Annotated in this window: 17 protein-coding genes; 14 read left to right on the top strand and 3 right to left on the bottom strand. The window is 72.8% G+C overall.

Annotated elements, in window-relative coordinates:
- The first annotated feature begins 78 nt into the window (after positions 1 to 78).
- The 6 genes from J5Y09_RS03555 (at position 79) to J5Y09_RS03530 (ending at position 6,313) form a co-directional block, all read left to right on the top strand.
- On the top strand, positions 79 to 1,110 hold the full coding sequence (locus J5Y09_RS03555) for an ABC transporter ATP-binding protein (RefSeq protein WP_209350361.1): 1,032 nt from the start codon (positions 79 to 81) through the stop codon (positions 1,108 to 1,110).
- 100 nt (positions 1,111 to 1,210) lie between these two features.
- A complete protein-coding gene (locus J5Y09_RS03550; protein ID WP_209350360.1) occupies positions 1,211 to 2,263 on the top strand; it encodes an ABC transporter ATP-binding protein in 1,053 nt (350 codons plus the stop codon).
- Positions 2,260 to 3,783, top strand: coding sequence for an ABC transporter substrate-binding protein (locus J5Y09_RS03545; protein ID WP_209350359.1), 1,524 nt, complete (start codon positions 2,260 to 2,262; stop codon positions 3,781 to 3,783). The genes J5Y09_RS03550 and J5Y09_RS03545 overlap by 4 nt, the downstream gene beginning before the upstream one ends.
- Entirely contained in the window at positions 3,784 to 4,731 is a 948-nt protein-coding gene (locus tag J5Y09_RS03540) for an ABC transporter permease (protein WP_209350358.1), read from the top strand. It begins immediately after the preceding gene.
- Entirely contained in the window at positions 4,728 to 5,600 is an 873-nt protein-coding gene (locus tag J5Y09_RS03535; RefSeq protein ID WP_209350357.1) for an ABC transporter permease, read from the top strand. Before J5Y09_RS03540 ends, J5Y09_RS03535 begins: the two co-directional genes overlap by 4 nt.
- Positions 5,597 to 6,313 (top strand): metallophosphoesterase, encoded by a 717-nt coding sequence (locus tag J5Y09_RS03530; protein ID WP_209350356.1) that lies wholly within the window; start codon positions 5,597 to 5,599, stop codon positions 6,311 to 6,313. Before J5Y09_RS03535 ends, J5Y09_RS03530 begins: the two co-directional genes overlap by 4 nt.
- On the opposite strand, the gene J5Y09_RS03525 is transcribed toward J5Y09_RS03530, so the two are convergent.
- The 3 genes from J5Y09_RS03525 to J5Y09_RS03515 form a co-directional block, all read right to left on the bottom strand.
- Positions 6,261 to 7,961, bottom strand: a complete 1,701-nt coding sequence (locus J5Y09_RS03525; RefSeq protein ID WP_209350355.1) for a DEAD/DEAH box helicase — start codon at positions 7,959 to 7,961, stop codon at positions 6,261 to 6,263. The two genes, J5Y09_RS03530 and J5Y09_RS03525, sit on opposite strands and share 53 nt — an antisense overlap.
- Before the next feature lie 54 nt (positions 7,962 to 8,015).
- Entirely contained in the window at positions 8,016 to 8,816 is an 801-nt protein-coding gene (locus J5Y09_RS03520; RefSeq protein ID WP_209350354.1) for a DUF3592 domain-containing protein, read from the bottom strand.
- Between the two features lie 162 nt (positions 8,817 to 8,978).
- Entirely contained in the window at positions 8,979 to 9,911 is a 933-nt protein-coding gene (locus tag J5Y09_RS03515; protein WP_209350353.1) for a 3-hydroxyacyl-CoA dehydrogenase, read from the bottom strand.
- A 59-nt stretch (positions 9,912 to 9,970) separates the two neighbouring features.
- On the opposite strand from J5Y09_RS03515, the gene J5Y09_RS03510 reads away from it, so the two are divergent.
- The 8 genes from J5Y09_RS03510 (at position 9,971) to J5Y09_RS03475 (ending at position 15,602) form a co-directional block, all read left to right on the top strand.
- On the top strand, positions 9,971 to 10,123 hold the full coding sequence (locus tag J5Y09_RS03510; protein ID WP_209350352.1) for a hypothetical protein: 153 nt from the start codon (positions 9,971 to 9,973) through the stop codon (positions 10,121 to 10,123).
- The gene (locus J5Y09_RS03505) at positions 10,120 to 10,839 is read left to right on the top strand and encodes a hypothetical protein (protein ID WP_209350351.1); all 720 of its coding nucleotides are present in this window, start codon (positions 10,120 to 10,122) and stop codon (positions 10,837 to 10,839) included. Before J5Y09_RS03510 ends, J5Y09_RS03505 begins: the two co-directional genes overlap by 4 nt.
- Before the next feature lie 101 nt (positions 10,840 to 10,940).
- A complete protein-coding gene (locus J5Y09_RS03500) occupies positions 10,941 to 11,480 on the top strand; it encodes a hypothetical protein (RefSeq protein WP_209350350.1) in 540 nt (179 codons plus the stop codon).
- 73 nt (positions 11,481 to 11,553) lie between these two features.
- Positions 11,554 to 12,522 carry a tripartite tricarboxylate transporter substrate binding protein gene (locus J5Y09_RS03495; RefSeq protein WP_209350349.1) on the top strand — a complete coding sequence of 323 codons (969 nt, stop codon included), beginning with the start codon at positions 11,554 to 11,556 and terminating at the stop codon, positions 12,520 to 12,522.
- Positions 12,523 to 12,576: 54 nt separating this feature from the next.
- Positions 12,577 to 12,831: a YMGG-like glycine zipper-containing protein gene (locus J5Y09_RS03490; RefSeq protein ID WP_209350348.1), complete on the top strand. Its 255-nt coding sequence runs from the start codon at positions 12,577 to 12,579 to the stop codon at positions 12,829 to 12,831.
- 37 nt (positions 12,832 to 12,868) lie between these two features.
- Positions 12,869 to 13,663: an alpha/beta hydrolase gene (locus tag J5Y09_RS03485; protein WP_209350347.1), complete on the top strand. Its 795-nt coding sequence runs from the start codon at positions 12,869 to 12,871 to the stop codon at positions 13,661 to 13,663.
- 122 nt (positions 13,664 to 13,785) lie between these two features.
- A complete protein-coding gene (locus J5Y09_RS03480; protein ID WP_209350346.1) occupies positions 13,786 to 14,457 on the top strand; it encodes a hypothetical protein in 672 nt (223 codons plus the stop codon).
- A 77-nt stretch (positions 14,458 to 14,534) separates the two neighbouring features.
- Positions 14,535 to 15,602 (top strand): alcohol dehydrogenase, encoded by a 1,068-nt coding sequence (locus J5Y09_RS03475; protein ID WP_209350345.1) that lies wholly within the window; start codon positions 14,535 to 14,537, stop codon positions 15,600 to 15,602.
- Positions 15,603 to 15,678 lie beyond the last annotated feature (76 nt).

Here is a 15,678-nt window from a genome sequence, read left to right as displayed (position 1 = left end):
GCAGACCGGCGCGCGCGGGGGCCAGGACAGCCGCCCCGTCCCCCTTGCGCCGCAGCCCATGGCGCGCTTAGTCGCGGCATGGCTTCCGAAGCAGGGACAGGCACGGCGCGGCAGGCTGGGGCGGATGACGCCCCCGCGCTGGACATCGCCGGCCTCACACTCGACTTCCGCCAGGATGGACGTCGCGTGCGCGTGCTCGACGGCGTCTCGCTCCGGGTCATGCCGGGGCGCACCCTCGCCATCGTGGGCGAAAGCGGTTGCGGCAAGTCGGTGACCGCCCTTGCGGTGATGGGGCTGTTGCCGGACACGGCCGAGGTCGGCGGCGCCATCCGCCTTGCTGGGCGCGACCTGGCCGCGATGTCGCGCGAGGACCGGCGCCGCCTGCGCGGCGGCGAGATGGCGATGATCTTCCAGGAGCCGATGACGAGCCTGAACCCGGCCTTCACCGCCGGGGACCAGGTGGCGGAGGCGCTTCGCGTCCACCAGGGCCTCGACAAGTCCGCGGCCTTTGCCGAAGCCGTGCGCATGCTCGACCGCGTGCGCATCCCGGACGCGGCGCGCCGCGCGCGGCAATATCCGCACCAATTGTCCGGCGGGATGCGCCAGCGCGTGATGATCGCCATGGCCCTGGCGTGCCGGCCGCGCCTGCTGATCGCGGACGAACCCACCACCGCCCTCGACGTCACCGTGCAGGCGCAGATCCTGTCGCTGCTCGACGACCTGAAGCGGGAAACAGGCACGGCGGTGGTGCTCGTCACGCACGACCTCGGCGTCGTCGCCGACCACGCCGACGAGGTCGCGGTGATGTATGCCGGGCGTGTCGCCGAACAGGCGCAGGCCGCGGCGATATTCGCGCGGCCCGAACACCCCTACACCGCGGGCCTGCTCGGCGCGGCGCCGGGGGAAGGGGAGCGCGGGGAGCGGCTCGCGAGCATCGAGGGGACGGTGCCGGACCTGCGCGCGCCGCCGCCGGGCTGCCGCTTCGCGCCACGCTGCCCCTTCGTCCTGCCGCGCTGCGCGGAAGCGGCGCCGCCGCTGGTCGAGGTAACACCCGGGCACCGTTCCGCCTGCTGGCGGGCGCCGCTCGACCAGGTGCTGGAGGCGGCGTGATGGACGAGGAAAGAGCGGGGGAGGGGAACCTCCCCCGGGCCCCCTCCCTTCTTTGTCTGTTGGGGACTGGCCGGCGCGGTCCGGTCCACCTGACGTGACCATGGGCACGCTCCTCGAACTCGACGGGCTGGTGAAGCGCTTCCCGGTGCGCGACGCGCTTGGCCGTCGCGCAGGCGCGGTGCACGCGGTCGATGGCGTCTCGCTCTCCGTCCAGGAAGGCGAGGTGCTGGCCATCGTGGGCGAGAGCGGCTGCGGCAAGTCGACGCTCGGGCGGCTGATGCTGAACCTCATCACGCCCGATGCGGGGTCGGTGCGCTTCGCGGGGGAGGATCTGACGCGCCTCTCGGCGGCCGCGCTGCGCGCGCGCCGGCGCGACATGCAGCTGATCTTCCAGGACCCCTTCGCGAGCCTCGATCCGCGCATGACGGTCGAGCAGGCGATCGCCGAGCCGCTCCGCCTCCATCGCATCGTGCCGCGCGACCAGGAACGGGCGCGCGTGGCGGACCTGCTGGCGCGCGTCGGGCTGAGGCCGGAACTCGCGCGGCGCTGGCCGCATGAATTCTCGGGCGGGCAGCGGCAGCGCATCGCCATCGCCCGCGCGCTGGCGAGCCGCCCGCGCCTGATCGTCGGCGACGAGCCGGTCAGCGCGCTCGATGTCAGCGTGCAGGCGCAGGTGATCAACCTGCTCTCCGACCTGATCCGCGAGTTCCGGCTGACCTTCGTGCTGATCAGCCATGACCTCGGCGTGGTGCGGCACGTCGCGGACCGCGTCGCGGTGATGTATCTCGGCCGCATCGTCGAGGAAGGGCCGGCGGAACAGGTGCTGACCGCGCCGCTGCACCCCTATACGCGGGCGCTGCTGGCAGCCGTGCCCGGGCATGGCGCGAAGGCGCCGCCGATCGAGGGCGACGTGCCATCCCCCATCTCCCCGCCGCCGGGCTGCCGCTTTCACACGCGCTGCCCCTTCGCCGAGGATCGCTGCCGCGTGACGGTGCCGGAACTGTCGGCCGGGCCGCATCGCGTCGCCTGCCACCTCGACGGGCGCCTGCCGCCCGCCCCGCCGCGCCCGGAACGGGCCGCCGGTGGCGAAAGGCTGCGGCGCCTGCAATCCTTCTTCCGGGCCCCTGGCCCGCAACCGGGAGCGCAACCATGAAGAGCACCGTCAAGGCCCTGCTGGCCGCGGCCGCCGCCATCCTGCCCGCCGTCGCGACGATCGCGCCGGCGCAGGCGCAGCACCTGCGCATCGCCTTGCGCGAGGACCCGGACATCCTCGACCCCACGCTGAGCCGCACCTATGTCGGCCGCATCGTCTACGCGGCGCTGTGCGACAAGCTGTTCGACATCAACGAACGGCTCGAGATCGTGCCCCAGCTCGCCACCGCGCATCGCTGGGAGAACCCCACGACGCTGCTCATCACGCTGCGCGAGGGCGTGCGCTTCCACGACGGGGAGGCGATGGACGCCGAGGCGGTGCGCTACTCGCTCAACCGCCACATGACGATGCAGGGGTCGTTCCGCCGCTCCGAGATCGCGGACATGGAGGCGGTCGAGGTGGTGGACCCGCGCACGGTGCGCATCACGCTCAAGGCGCCTTCCGCCTCCTTCCTCGCGGCGCTGACCGACCGCGCGGGCATGATCGTCAGCCCCAAGGCGGCCGAGGCGGCGGGCCGCAATTTTGGCACCCGCCCGGTCTGCGCCGGCCCCTTCCGCTTCGTCGAGCGCGTCGCGCAGGAACGCATCGTGGTCGAGCGCTTCCGCGAGTACTGGGATGCGGCGAACATCCATTTCGACCGCGTGACCTACCTGCCGATCCCGGACAACACCGTGCGGCTGGCCAACATCCAGTCCGGCGCCGTCGAGTTCGCCGAGCGGATGGAACCCGACGACATCCGCGCCATCCAGCGCCAGCGCAACCTGCGCTCCGTCGCCGTGGATGAACTCGGCTATTTCGGCATCACCATCAATGTCGGGAACGGGGAGCGGGCGAACACGCCGCTCGGCCGCGACGCGCGCGTCCGCCAGGCCTTCGAGCTGGCGATCGACCGCGCGGCCATCAACCAGGTCGTCTACGAAGGCATGTACACGCCGACGCGCCAGCCCTTCCCGCCGGCCAATCCCTTCCACGTGCGCGATTTCCCGCCGACGACGCGCAATGTCGAACGCGCCCGCGCGCTGCTGCGCGAAGCCGGCGTCACGACGCCGGTCGCGATCGAGATGACGGTGCCGAACAACCCCGACCTGCGGCAGGTGGGGGAGGTGATCCAGTCCATGGTCGCCGAGGCCGGCTTCACCGTGACGCTGCGCGCGATGGAATTCGCCTCCTCGCTCCAGGCGGCGACACGCGGCGACTTCCAGACCTACCTGGTGGGCTGGTCGGGGCGGACCGACCCGGACGGGAACATCTACACCTTCAGCCGCACCGGCGGCGGGCAGAATGACGGGCGCTATTCCAACCCCGAGGTGGACCGCCTGCTGGATGCGGCGCGCACCGAACTGGACGTCGCCAAGCGCCGCGACCTCTATGCCCAGGCGATCCGCATCTCGCTCGGCCAGGACGTGAACCGCATTTACCTGTGGCACCGCAAGAACATCATGGCGCACCAGACGCGGCTGGTCGGCTACCGCCCGATCGCGGACGGCATGATCCGCCTCCAGGGCATGCGGTTCCAGTAAGTGGGCATCTGGCTGCTGCGCAGGGTGGGGCAGGTGATCCCCACCCTCCTGATCCTCTCCTTCCTGATCTTCGGGCTGCAGCAGCTCATGCCCGGCGACCCGGCGCTGATCCTGGCGGGCGAGGAGCGCGGCGACCCCGCGGTGCTCGCGGCCATCCGCGCCGAACTGGGCCTCGACCGCCCCATCCACGAACAATACCTGCTGTGGATGGGCAAGGTGCTGACGGGGGATTTCGGCTTCTCCTGGCGTATCCGCGTCCCGGTCAGCGAGTTGATCCTCGCCAAGCTGCCGGTGACCTTCCAGCTCGCCTCCATGGCCTTCGTCATCGCGGTGCTGATCGGCGTGCCGCTCGGCATCCTCTCGGCGGTGAAGAAGGACACGCCCGCCGACTGGGCGGCGAACGGGGCGGCGCTGTTCGGCATCTCCACGCCGAACTTCTGGCTCGGCATCATGATGATCCTGCTGTTCAGCGTGGAGCTCGGCTGGCTGCCGCCTTCGGGCTACGTGCCGATCAGCGAGGATCCGTGGCAGTCGCTGGCGACCACCATCATGCCGGCCTTCGTGCTGGGCACCGGCGTCGCATCCGTGCTGATGCGCCACACGCGCGCGGCGATGCTGACGGCGCTCAGCCAGGACTACGTCCGCACGGCGCGGGCGAAGGGGCTGAAGGAACGCGTCGTCGTCTGGAAGCACGCGCTGCGCAACGCGCTGATCCCGGTCGTCACCCTCGGCGCCATCGAGTTCGGGCGGCTTCTGGCCGGCGCCGTGCTGACCGAGCAGATCTTCACCATCCCCGGCTTCGGCAAGCTCATCGTCGATGCGGTCTTCAACCGCGACTATCCGGTGGTGCAGGGGGTGGTGCTGGCCACCGCGCTGATCTTCGTGCTGCTCTCGCTGGTCGCCGACATGCTCTACATGGCCATCAACCCGAGGCTCCGGCAGGCATGAGCGCGACCGCCGCCATCCCCGCCGGCGAAAGCCCGACGCGGCGCGCGGTCAAGCGCTTCCTGCGCCATCGCCTCGCCGTCTTCGGGCTGGTCATCGTCGTTCTCTTCGTCGCGGTCGCGCTGCTCGCGCCGCTGATCGCGCCCTACGATCCGCTGCAGACCTCCTGGTCGCGCATCCGCAAGCCGCCCTCCTGGGAGCATTGGATGGGCACGGACGAGAACGGGCGCGACGTTCTCTCCCGCGTCATCTGGGGCGCGCGCGCCTCGCTGATGGCCGGCGTCATCTCGGTGCTCGGCGCGCTGCTGATCGGCGTGCCGCTCGGGCTGCTGGCCGGGCTCGCCGGCGGCTGGACGGATGCGATCATCTCCCGCGTCGCGGATGCGATGCTCTCGGTGCCCTTCCTGATCCTCGCCATCGCGCTCGCCGCCTTCCTCGGTCCGGCGTTGGAAAACGCGATGCTCGCCATCGCCATCACGGCGAGCCCCGTCTTCGTGCGCCTGGCGCGCGGCATGGCGCTGGACGCGAAGTCGACGGACTGGATCGAGGCCGCGCGGGCGCTTGGGAACCCGCCCTGGCGCATCGCCTTCGTTCATGTCCTTCCCAACATCATCCCGCCGCTGCTGGTGCAGGCCAGCCTCGCCATCGCCGAGGCGATCATCGCCGAGGCGGCGCTGTCCTTCCTCGGCCTCGGCATGCAGCCGCCCAACCCGTCCTGGGGGTCGATGCTGAATTCCTCCCAGCGCTTCCTCACCCAGGCGCCGTGGCTGTCGATCTTCCCGGGCGTGACCATCATGATCGTCGTGCTGGCCTTCAACCTGATGGGCGACGGGCTGCGCGACGCGCTCGACCCGCGCGCGGAGCGCCGATGATCGAGATGCGGGAAGCCCCGGCCTCGCTGCCGCGCGGCCGGCGCATCTACGCCATCGGCGACGTTCACGGCGCCTTCGACAAGATGAAGGCGCTGCACCGCGCCATCGCCGACGACCTCAGGGCGCGCCCCGGCCCGTCAGCCCTGCTGCTGCACCTGGGCGACTACGTGGACAAGGGCACCGACAGCCGCCGCGTGCTGGAGGACCTGGTCGCCCACGACCCGGTGCCGGGGCTCGAGACGATGTTCCTCTGCGGCAACCATGAGGAGACGATGCTCGCCGCGCTGCAGGGCGACGGCGGTGCGGCGGCCGACTGGCTCTGGGGCGGCGGGCGCGCGACGCTCGAGGCCTGGGGGATCGACCCCGACAGCGCGCGGGAGGAATGGCCGCAGCATTTCGACCCGGCGATCCTGCGCTTCCTGCGCCGCCTGCACCTCTACCACCAGGAAGGCGGCTACCTGTTCGTCCATGCCGGCATCCGCCCCGGCATCCCGCTCGAGGAACAGTCGCGGGAGGACCTGCTGCGCATCCGCCACGACTTCCTGGGCAGCCCGCGCGACCACGGCTTCGTCGTGGTGCATGGCCACACCGCGGGCTTCAACCCGGTGGTGCGGGACAACCGCATCTGCGTCGACACCGCCGCCTGGTCGGGCGGCCCGCTCACCTGCGGGGTGTTCGAGGGCGACCGGCTCGGCTTCCTTCAGGCGGCCTGACGGGGCGGCGCCGCGGCTCCTCGCCCGGCGGCTGATGGTCCCGCGGCAGGGGCTGCATGGGAGCGATGCGGATCGCGTCCTCCTCGCCCTCGGTCCGCCGCGCGGCGGCGGCGAAGCGGGCGGCGGCGTAGGGGGCGACCTCCACCTGCGTCTCCCGCGCCGTGATGCGGATGCGTCCGATCTCGGCGCGCGTCACATGGCCGCGGCGGCACAGGAAGGGCAGCAGCCAGCGCGGATCGGCGTTCCCGGCCCGGCCGACATCGACGCGGAACCACACGCCTTCCGCGCCGCCCTCGCGCGGGGCTTCGGGCGCCTCCCGCCGCGTCGGGCGGGGGGCCGATTCCGACAATTCCTCGGGCGCGGGCAGGGGCGCGCGCAGGACGCGCACCAGCGCGGCGGCGAGCGCTTCCGCCCCCGCGCCCGCCAGTTCGCGGGCGATCGCGACATCCGTATCGGCCGGCGGCTCGGCCAGCAACGCGCGCGCTTCCTCGGCGAGCCGTTCGGCATCGCGGCCCCGGATCGCCTCGGCCGATGGCGCCGGCCCCCAGGCAGCCGTCACCCGCGCCGCCGAGATGAGCCGCTCCGCGAGGCGACGGCGCGGATGCGGCACCAGCAGCACGGACACGCCCTTGCGCCCCGCGCGCCCCGTGCGGCCCGACCGGTGCAGCAGCGTGTCGGGGTCGCGCGGCAGTTCGGCATGGATGACGAGGCCGAGTTCCGGCAGGTCGATGCCGCGCGCCGCGACATCGGTCGCCACGCAGACCCGCGCATGCCCGTCGCGCAGTTGCTGCAGCGCGCGCAGCCGCTCGGCCTGGGACATCTCGCCGGACAGCGAGACGGCGGGGAAGCCGCGTTCGGCGAGGTTGCCCGAAAGCCGCGCGACGGCCGCGCGCGTGGCGCAGAACACCATGGCGAGGCGCGGCGCCTCGAAGCGCAGCAGGTTGACGACGGCGCGCTCAAGCTCATGCGGCGCGACCAGCGCGGCGCGGTATTCGATGTCGCCATGCGGGCCGGCGCTGCCCGCGGCCTCGATGCGCAGCGCGTCGCGCTGGTAGGTCTTGGCGAGGGCCGCGATGCCGCGCGGCACGGTCGCCGAGAACATCAGCGTCCGGCGCCCGGCGGGCGTTTCCTCGAGGATCGCCTCCAGCTCCTCCCGGAAGCCGAGGTCGAGCATCTCGTCCGCCTCGTCCAGCACCACGGCGCGCAACGCCTCGGGGCGGAGATTGCCGCGTTCGAGGTGGTCGACGAGCCGCCCCGGCGTGCCGACGACGATATGCACCCCGGCGAGCAGCGCGCGCCGTTCCGCCACGGGGTCCATGCCGCCGACGCAGGAGACGACGCGCCCGCCGGCTTCCGCATAGAGCCAGGCGAGCTCGGTCTTCACCTGCAGCGCCAGTTCGCGGGTCGGCGCGACGACCAGGGCGAGCGGCGCGCCGGGCGCAGGCAGGCGCGCGGCCTCGCCCATCAGGTCCGGGGCGAGGGCCAGGCCGAAGGCGACGGTCTTGCCGGAGCCCGTCTGGGCGGAGACGAGCAGGTCGCGCCCGGCGGCCTCAGGGGCCAGCACGGCGGACTGGACGGGGGTGGCCTCGGCATAGCCGCGGGCGGCGAGGGCGGATGCCAGCGCCGGGGGAAGGTCAGGGAAGGACATGTGCGGGTCCGTCTGCGCGCCGCGCCGCGCCGCGTCAAGCGCGCCCCGCGCGGGTCAGCCCGGCGCGCGGAGGAAGGACAGGTCCATCATGTAGGGCCCGTCCGGCTGCGACGGATCGAAGGCGATCGCGACGCTGTCCATCTGCCGCATCTGCGGCACGGGATCGAAGGGGATGGGCACGCTTTCGAAGAAGCGCGCGACGCCGCTGCGCGGATCGGACCAGCGGGCCTGCAGGATGTAGGCGGCGCCCTCGCGCCTCAGCCCGATCAGCGGCACCTGGAAGGTCGCGACGCCGGGCGGGGACCCGGCCTGCGCGGCGGCGGGCGTGGACATGGGCTGCCCCGCGAAGGCGCCCGGCGCGGGTCCCCCCGCGACGACCGGCGCCCCGCCGCGCGCGGCGAAGCGCAGCAGCAGGCCGCCGAGCAGCAGGAACACCGCCGCCATGCCGCCGAAGACGGTGATGAGGAACCAGTCCGACATGAAGCCGGCCATGCGCGCATCCACGGGATCCGCGGGGTCGTAGCGGACGGTCACGCGGTCACCGACCGCGCAGCAGGGCGGAGAGGAGGAGAACGAGGCCTCGACGCGCACCTCCTTCCCGTCGGGCAGGCGGAAGGCGAAGACCGGCGTCCATGTCGAGGAACGGCTGCCGCCGCTGCTGTTGCTGGCGCGCTGGATCATCTGGACGATGCGTCCCTCGACCTCGACCGAGCGTTCGCGGAACTTCATCTCGAACCAGACGAAGCCGCCCGCGCCGGCGGCGAAGAGCAGGCCGAGCAGGAGGAACAGCCAGCCGAGCCAGCGTGGCGGACCGGGCGTGCGCCGCGTGCCCATGTGGCTGAACGTCGTCGTCATCGTCGCGTCCCTTGCCCCAGCGATACGGCCCCGTGCCGCGCGACGAGGATGCCCGGGGAACACGCCATCACAAAGCCCGCGCCGCTGGCGCATCCCGGCCTGTTCGCCCGATCCCCGCGCTGGCCGATACCGCCGCGGCCAGCCGGCCGGAGATGATATGCGTCACGCTCCCTGCGCCTTGCGGAAGGCGGCGAGCGCCATCAGCCGCCGGTCGCGCCAGGCGCTGCGCCCGGCGATGTCGTCACGCTCCAGCACCGCGCGCCGCGCGCCATCCACCTTCGCGACCGTCTCCGCGTCGTAGCGGAAGGGCGTCTGTTCCTCGGTGATAGAGCCCATCAGCCCGCCGAAGCGCGCGGCATAGTCCGCCACGCCGCCGGGCGCGTTCAGGTCGATCGTCTCGAAGGGGCCCATGAAGGACCAGCGCAGGCCGAGCCCGTCCTTCACGCAGGCATCGACATCCTCGACGCTCATCACCCCGTCGCGCACCAGCCGGAAGGCTTCCGCGACCAGCGCGGCCTGCAGGCGGTTCAGCACGAAGCCCTTCGTCTCCTTCATCGCGGTCACCGGCACCTGGCCCACGGCGCCCATCAGCGCGCGGGTGCGCGCCACCACGGCCGGGTCGGTCCAGGGCGCCGGGACCAGCTCGACGAGCGGGACGAGGGAAGGGGGGTTCACCGGATGCGCGACGAGGCAGCGCGCACGTCCCGCCAACCCCTCGGTGAAGGCCGAGGCCGGGATGCCGGAGGTCGAGGAGGCGAGCACCACGCCCGCCGGCGCGATGGCGTCGAGCCGCGCGAAGGTCTCGCGCTTCACCTCGACGCGCTCCGGCCCGTTCTCCTGCACATGGTCCGCGCCTTCGAGGCAGGCCTCGAGCGTCGGCGCCGCCGCCACGCGCGCGGCGATCGTCGCCGGCGCCTCCGCGACGAGACCGGCGGCGGCGAAATCGCCGAGCCGCGCGGCGACCGTCGCCAGCGCCGCCTCCGCCGCGCCCGGCGCAGGGTCCCAGATGCGCACGCTGTGCCCGGCGCGGGCGAAGACGATCGCCCAGGCGCCCCCGATCAGCCCCGCGCCCACCACCGCGATCCGTTCCGCCATGCCGCCTTCCTCCCCGATGCGGCTTGATCGGCCGCCTGTGCCGGACGATCTAACCCCCTGTGAACGATCCCGCCAACGCGCCAGGCGCGCCCTCCAGCACCCCGCCGCCGCTCGGCACGCGGGTGATCGGCTTCTTCCTTCTCGGCGGCACCATGTGGATCGCCGGGCTGCTCGCGCTGTTCGGCGCGGTGATGGCGGTGACGACGCCATGATCTCCGCCTTCTGGCGGCGCTGGCTGCTGCCCTTCACGGTGCTGCCGCTGCTGCCCGCCACGCTGTTCAACCTGTTCGCCGGGCGCGAATGGGCGCTGCTGGGCTGCGTCGCGGGCATCGCGCTGCCGATGCTCGCCACCTGGCTGATGCGGCGCGGCCGGCGCGGGGATGCGCAGATCGCCGCCGTGGCGATGGGCGGCGCGGCGGGGATCGTCACGCTGCTCGGCGCCGGGGCGGGGCCGGTCGCGGCGCTGCTGCTCGCCATCGGCGCCTGGGGCGGGACGAGCCTGCTGTACACCGGCGTCCGGGAAGTCGTCCCGCCGCCGCCGCCGCCCGCGCCGCCGCCGCTGCCGGAACCGCTCCGCCAGGCGCGGCACAGGCTGGAACTGCTCGCCGCGCGCGTCCCGGCGCTGCCGGCGCCGGCGATGGGCGGCGTGCTCCTCGCGCTCGACGGCGTGCTGGCGGATCTCAGCCTTCTGCCCGCCCGCCTCGCGGAAGCGCGGCCGCTGATCGAGATGCATCTCGACGGGCTCGAGCGGATCGCCGACCGGCTGGCCGCCGGCGCCGCCCCGCCGCCGGGGCTCGACCGGCTGCTGACCGAGATGGCGGCCGAAGCCGAGGGGCTGCGCGCCAGCCTGCGCGACCGGGAGACGATGGCGCTGGCCGTGCAGGTGAAGGTGCTGGGCGACCGGCTGCGGCAGGAAGGCTACGGGTAAAGTCCCGGCCGCTTGCGGCGAATCAAGGTCGCAGGCGGGATCCGCGGGATAGTCTTCCTTCCGTGCTATCCTACGGAAACACCAGGAAGGGAGACGTCGTGATGCGCCTCATGCCTCTCGCCGCGCTGGGCTTCGCCGTCGCGGCATGCACCACCCCCGGTACCCAGGCCCCCGTGCCCCAGGCCGTCGCGCCATCTTCGGCCGTGACGACCGATCCGGTCCGCGGCATGGCGGCCGACGCCTCGGCTTGGTTCTCGCGCCCGCGCGCGAACCAGCCGGCCCAGGCCGCGCGCGCGATCGCGGCGATCGAGGACCTCGCCATCGAGGTCCCGCAGAGCCCGCACTACGCCTCCCGCTCCGGCACCGCGGTGACGCAGCTCGCCCAATCGCGCAACGAGGCCCGCCGCGAATTGGGGGTTCCGGCCAGCGCCGACGGCACGGCGGTGGCGCGTGCCCTGCGCGAGGCAGCGACGGCGCTCGACGCCAACAACCGCGCCGCCGCGCAGGCCGCGCTGCCCGCCAGCATCTTCACCGCCGGCCCGGCCGCGACCATCCAGCGCCTGTCGCGCCCGCCGCGCGTCCCCAGCGCGCGGTCCGCGCTGACCTCCCTGACCTTGGGCGGGGGGAGCGGCGGCAGCTGAGCCCGTCCGCGCCTTGACGGCGCGGGCGCGGCGGGCGACCTCCGGCGGATAAACCCGCCGGAGGAAACGTCCCATGGTCCTGCGCCGCCACCTGCTGGCCGCAACCTCGCTTCTTGCCGCGCCGCTTCCGCTGCGCGCGCAGTCCGCTTGGCCGAACGGGCCGATCCGCATCGTCGTTCCCTTTCCCCCCGGCGGATCGACCGATGCGATGGCGCGGCTGCTGCAGCCGCGGCTGACGCAGGAACTCGGCGTGCCGGTCGTGGTCGAGAACCGCGGCGGCGCGTCCGGCGCGCTCGGCACCGCGCAGGTCGCGCGCGCCGCGCCCGACGGCAACACCTGGCTGATCGTGTTCGACACCCATGCGGTCAACCCGGCGCTGATCCCGAGCATCGGCTTCGACACGCAGCGCGACCTGACGTCGCTGCTGCTGTTCGGCACGGCGCCGATGGTGCTGACCGCGCACCGCACGCGACCCTATCGCAGCCTCGCCCAGGTGGTCGAAGCGGCGAAGGCGCGGCCGGAGACGGTGACCTACGGGACGATCGGCAACGGCTCGCTCGCGCATCTGACGATGGAACTGGCCCAGCGCGCCGGCGGCTTCCGCCTGGTGCACGTGCCCTATCGCGGCGGCGGGCCGCTCGCCACGGCCGCCGTGGCCGGGGAGGTCGACCTGCCCATCGCCACGCGCCCGGCGATCGGCGTGCACATCGATTCCGGCGCGCTCCTTCCGCTGGCACAGACCGGGGCGACGCGCTCGCCCTCCATGCCCGACATCCCGACGCTGGCCGAGGCCGGCATCCCGGGGATCGACGCCCGCGCCTTCTGGGGCTTCCTCGGCCCCGCCGGCCTGCCGGCGCCGATCAAGGAGAGGATGGAGGCGGCCATCCGCAAGACGCTCGACATCCCGGAGGTGCGCCAGCGGGTCATCGGCCTCGGCATCGACCTCGATCCGCAGGGGGAGGCGGTGTTCGCGCCCTTCGTCGCGCGGCAGATGGAGATCTGGGGCCGGGTGGTGCGGGAGAACAACATCCGCCCCGACTGAGGCGCCGTTCACGGCCGCCACATCGCCGCCGCATCGCCCGCGCAACGTCGCGCCATGCGCCGCTGCCTCCTGCCCCTGATCGCGCTGCCGCTCGCGGCCTGCGTCGTCGTCCAGCCCGTGCCGCTCGCGTTGCCGGCCGGGCCGCTCTGCGAGGATCCGGGCGGCGGGGCGCTGACCGGGGCTGCGATCGGCGCCGGTGTCGGTGCGCTCGCGGGTTCCGCCAGCGCCGATGCCGGGCGCGGGGCGCTGATCGGGGCCGGGGTCGGCGCGCTCGCGGGCGCCGCGATCGGCAGCCAGCCCTGCGAATGAGGCGACGACCGCGCCGCGCGCCCCCATGTACCGCCGCATGCTCACCGCCATCGCCATCGTCGCCGCGATCCCGCTGCTGCTCACCGGCGCCCTCTGGGCGGGGCAGGAACGGCTGATCTTCCTGCCCGACCCGCGCCCGCTGATCGCGCCCGAGGGCTGGCGGCGGGAGGTGCTGCGCACCGATGACGGCCTCGAGCTCGGCTTCCTGGTCGCGCCGGGACGCCAGGGAATGCCCGTCGTGCTGCATTTCCACGGCAATGGCGGCAATGCGGGGGACCGCAGCGGCCTCGGAACCGTTCTCAACACCGCAGGGCATGGCGTTGTCCTCGCGGAATACCGCGGCTATGGCGGCAATCCCGGCCGGCCGGGGGAAGAAGCCTTCGCGCGCGACGCGCAGGCGATGCTCGCCTGGACGCGGCAGCGCTTCCCCGGCGCGCCGACCGTGCTGTGGGGGGAAAGCCTGGGCACCGGCGTCGTCACGCGGCTGGCCGAAGGGCGGTCGGACATCGCGGCGGTCGTGCTGGAAAGCCCCTTCACCTCGGTCGCCGACCTGGCGCGGGAGACCTATCCCTTCCTGCCCACCGGCCTGCTGCTGCGCCATCCGTTCGAGAGCCTGTCGCGGATGCCGCGCATCGCGGCACCCGTGCTGGTGGTGGCGAGCGAGGCGGACCGCATCACGCCGGCCGCCCATGCGCGGCGCATGGCGGAAGCCGCGCGCGACGGGCGACTTGTGATGCTGCCGGGGCCGGCGCATCCGGCGGTGCTGAACGGCGGCACAGGGGAGGGATTGCGCGCGGCGCTCGAATTCCTCCGCGGCGCCACGCCCCGCTGAGGCGGGGCGCCGCCACGCGACGCTTGCCGCGGCGGTTGCGTGATCGCTAGCCTTCGAACCGGCTGGTTGCATCGGGGAGAAGGGAGCCGCGCTCCTCCTCCCTCACGAGGCAGGAGGCGGGCATGTCGCAGACGCAGGCGCAGGGCGGAACGCAGCTCTTCGGGCAGGAGTTCTGGGGCGGGGTCTGCGGCTTCGTCTCGGTGATCCACGCCTTGCTGCTCAAGCGCGGCGGCAACGCGCTGCAAGGGCTCAGCCAGGCCGAACTCGAATACAATGTTGGCCTGTCGCTGCTCGCCTTCCTCAAGTTCATCCGGAACAACAAGCCGATCGCCGACGAGATCGTCGCCTTCACGCAGAGCTTCGGCGGCGTCCACGCGAAGAAGACGATCGATACGCTGATCACCGAGTGCGAGCTGAAGATCGCCGAACTGACGAAGCCGAAGGCGACGGGCCTGAAGAAGACCGGCGAGGATGGCTGGGGCATCGGCATGACCAAGGCCGCGCTCGTCGCCTACATCCAGTGGATGGGCCTGACCTGCGTGGAACGGCCGGGCGGGATGGACTGGACCCAGGCGAATCTCCGCCCCTACCGGAACTGCGTCGTCGGCGTGGGCAACAGGCTCGACAAGGGCGGGACCTATGCCGGGCTGCGGCACTGGGTCTACGTCAACGAGGACGGCGTGATGTACAATTGGGGGAAGGAGACGCCGCTCGGCAATGTGGGCGACCGCCCCTATGCCGAGTACCCGCAGACCCACACCTACATCGTCGCGGTGCTCGAGATCCGCAGCTGACGCGCATGGCGCGGTCTTGACCGTCCTCCGCGCGCGCTGTCGGATGCTTCCAGCGAAAAGCAACCGGAGGAAGCGCCATGCGGGCATGGGCCGTCGTCGAAACGGGCAAGCCGCTCAAGGAACTCGAACTGCCGACGCCGGAGCCGACCGGCAAGCAGGTGCTGCTCGAGATCACCCATGCGGGCGTCTGCCATTCCGACCTGCACATCTGGGAAGGCGAGTACGATCTCGGCTCCCGCGGCAAGATGCGGCTGACCGACCGCGGCGTGACGCTGCCGCTCGCCATGGGCCATGAGATCGTCGGCCGCGTGCTGAAATGGGGGCCGGAGGCCAATGGCGCGGGGCTGAAGGTCGGCGACCACATGATCGTCTTCCCCTGGGTCGGCTGCGGCAAGTGCCGCGCCTGCACCTCGGACGAGGACAACATGTGCCTCACGCCGCGCAGCCTCGGCGTCTACCAGAATGGCGGCTACGCGACGCATGTGCTCGCACCCGAGCCGCGCCACCTGGTCCCGGTGGGCAGCCTCGATCCGTCGCTGGCGGCGACCTATGCCTGTTCGGGCATCACGGTGTTCAGCGCCATCAACAAGGTGATGCCGCTGCCGGCGGACGAGCCCGTCGTGGTGGTCGGCGCCGGCGGCCTCGGGCTGAACGCCATCGCCGTGCTGCGCGCCAAGGGCCACAAGCGGATCGTCGTGGTCGACGTGGCGCAGGGCAAGCTGGACGCGGCGCGGGCCGAGGGCGCGACCGAGACCGTGCTCGCCGACGGCCCCGACACGTCGAAGAAGATCATCGAGGCCGCGGGCGGCCCGGTCGCCGCGATCATCGACCTGGTGAACGGCACCGACACCTCGCGATTCTGCTTCGACTCGCTGCGCAAGGGCGGCAAGCTGGTGCAGGTCGGGCTGTTCGGCGGCGAGATGTCCGTACCGCTGCCGCTGGTGCCGATCCGCGCGCTGACGATCCAGGGCTCCTATGTCGGCAACGTGAAGGAACTGCGGGAGTTGGTCGCGATCGCCCAGTCCGGCGCGCTGCCCGCCATCCCGATTACCAACATGCCGCTGAACCAGGCCGATGCCGCGCTGAACCGCCTGAAGGACGGCAAGGTCGTCGGGCGCATCGTGCTGACCGCCGCCGCGGCGTGACGCCGTCAGCGCCGGCGGCCCGCGGCGGGGCGGGCCCGGCGACACTTCCCGGGCCTGCAGCGCCGTGGCGAACGGC

The sequence above is a fragment of the Roseomonas nitratireducens genome (assembly GCF_017813355.1).
In the GTDB taxonomy this organism is placed as follows: domain Bacteria; phylum Pseudomonadota; class Alphaproteobacteria; order Acetobacterales; family Acetobacteraceae; genus Neoroseomonas; species Neoroseomonas nitratireducens.
The sequence above is the reverse complement of the archived record's forward strand: the minus strand, read 5'-3'. Positions and strand labels throughout refer to the sequence as shown.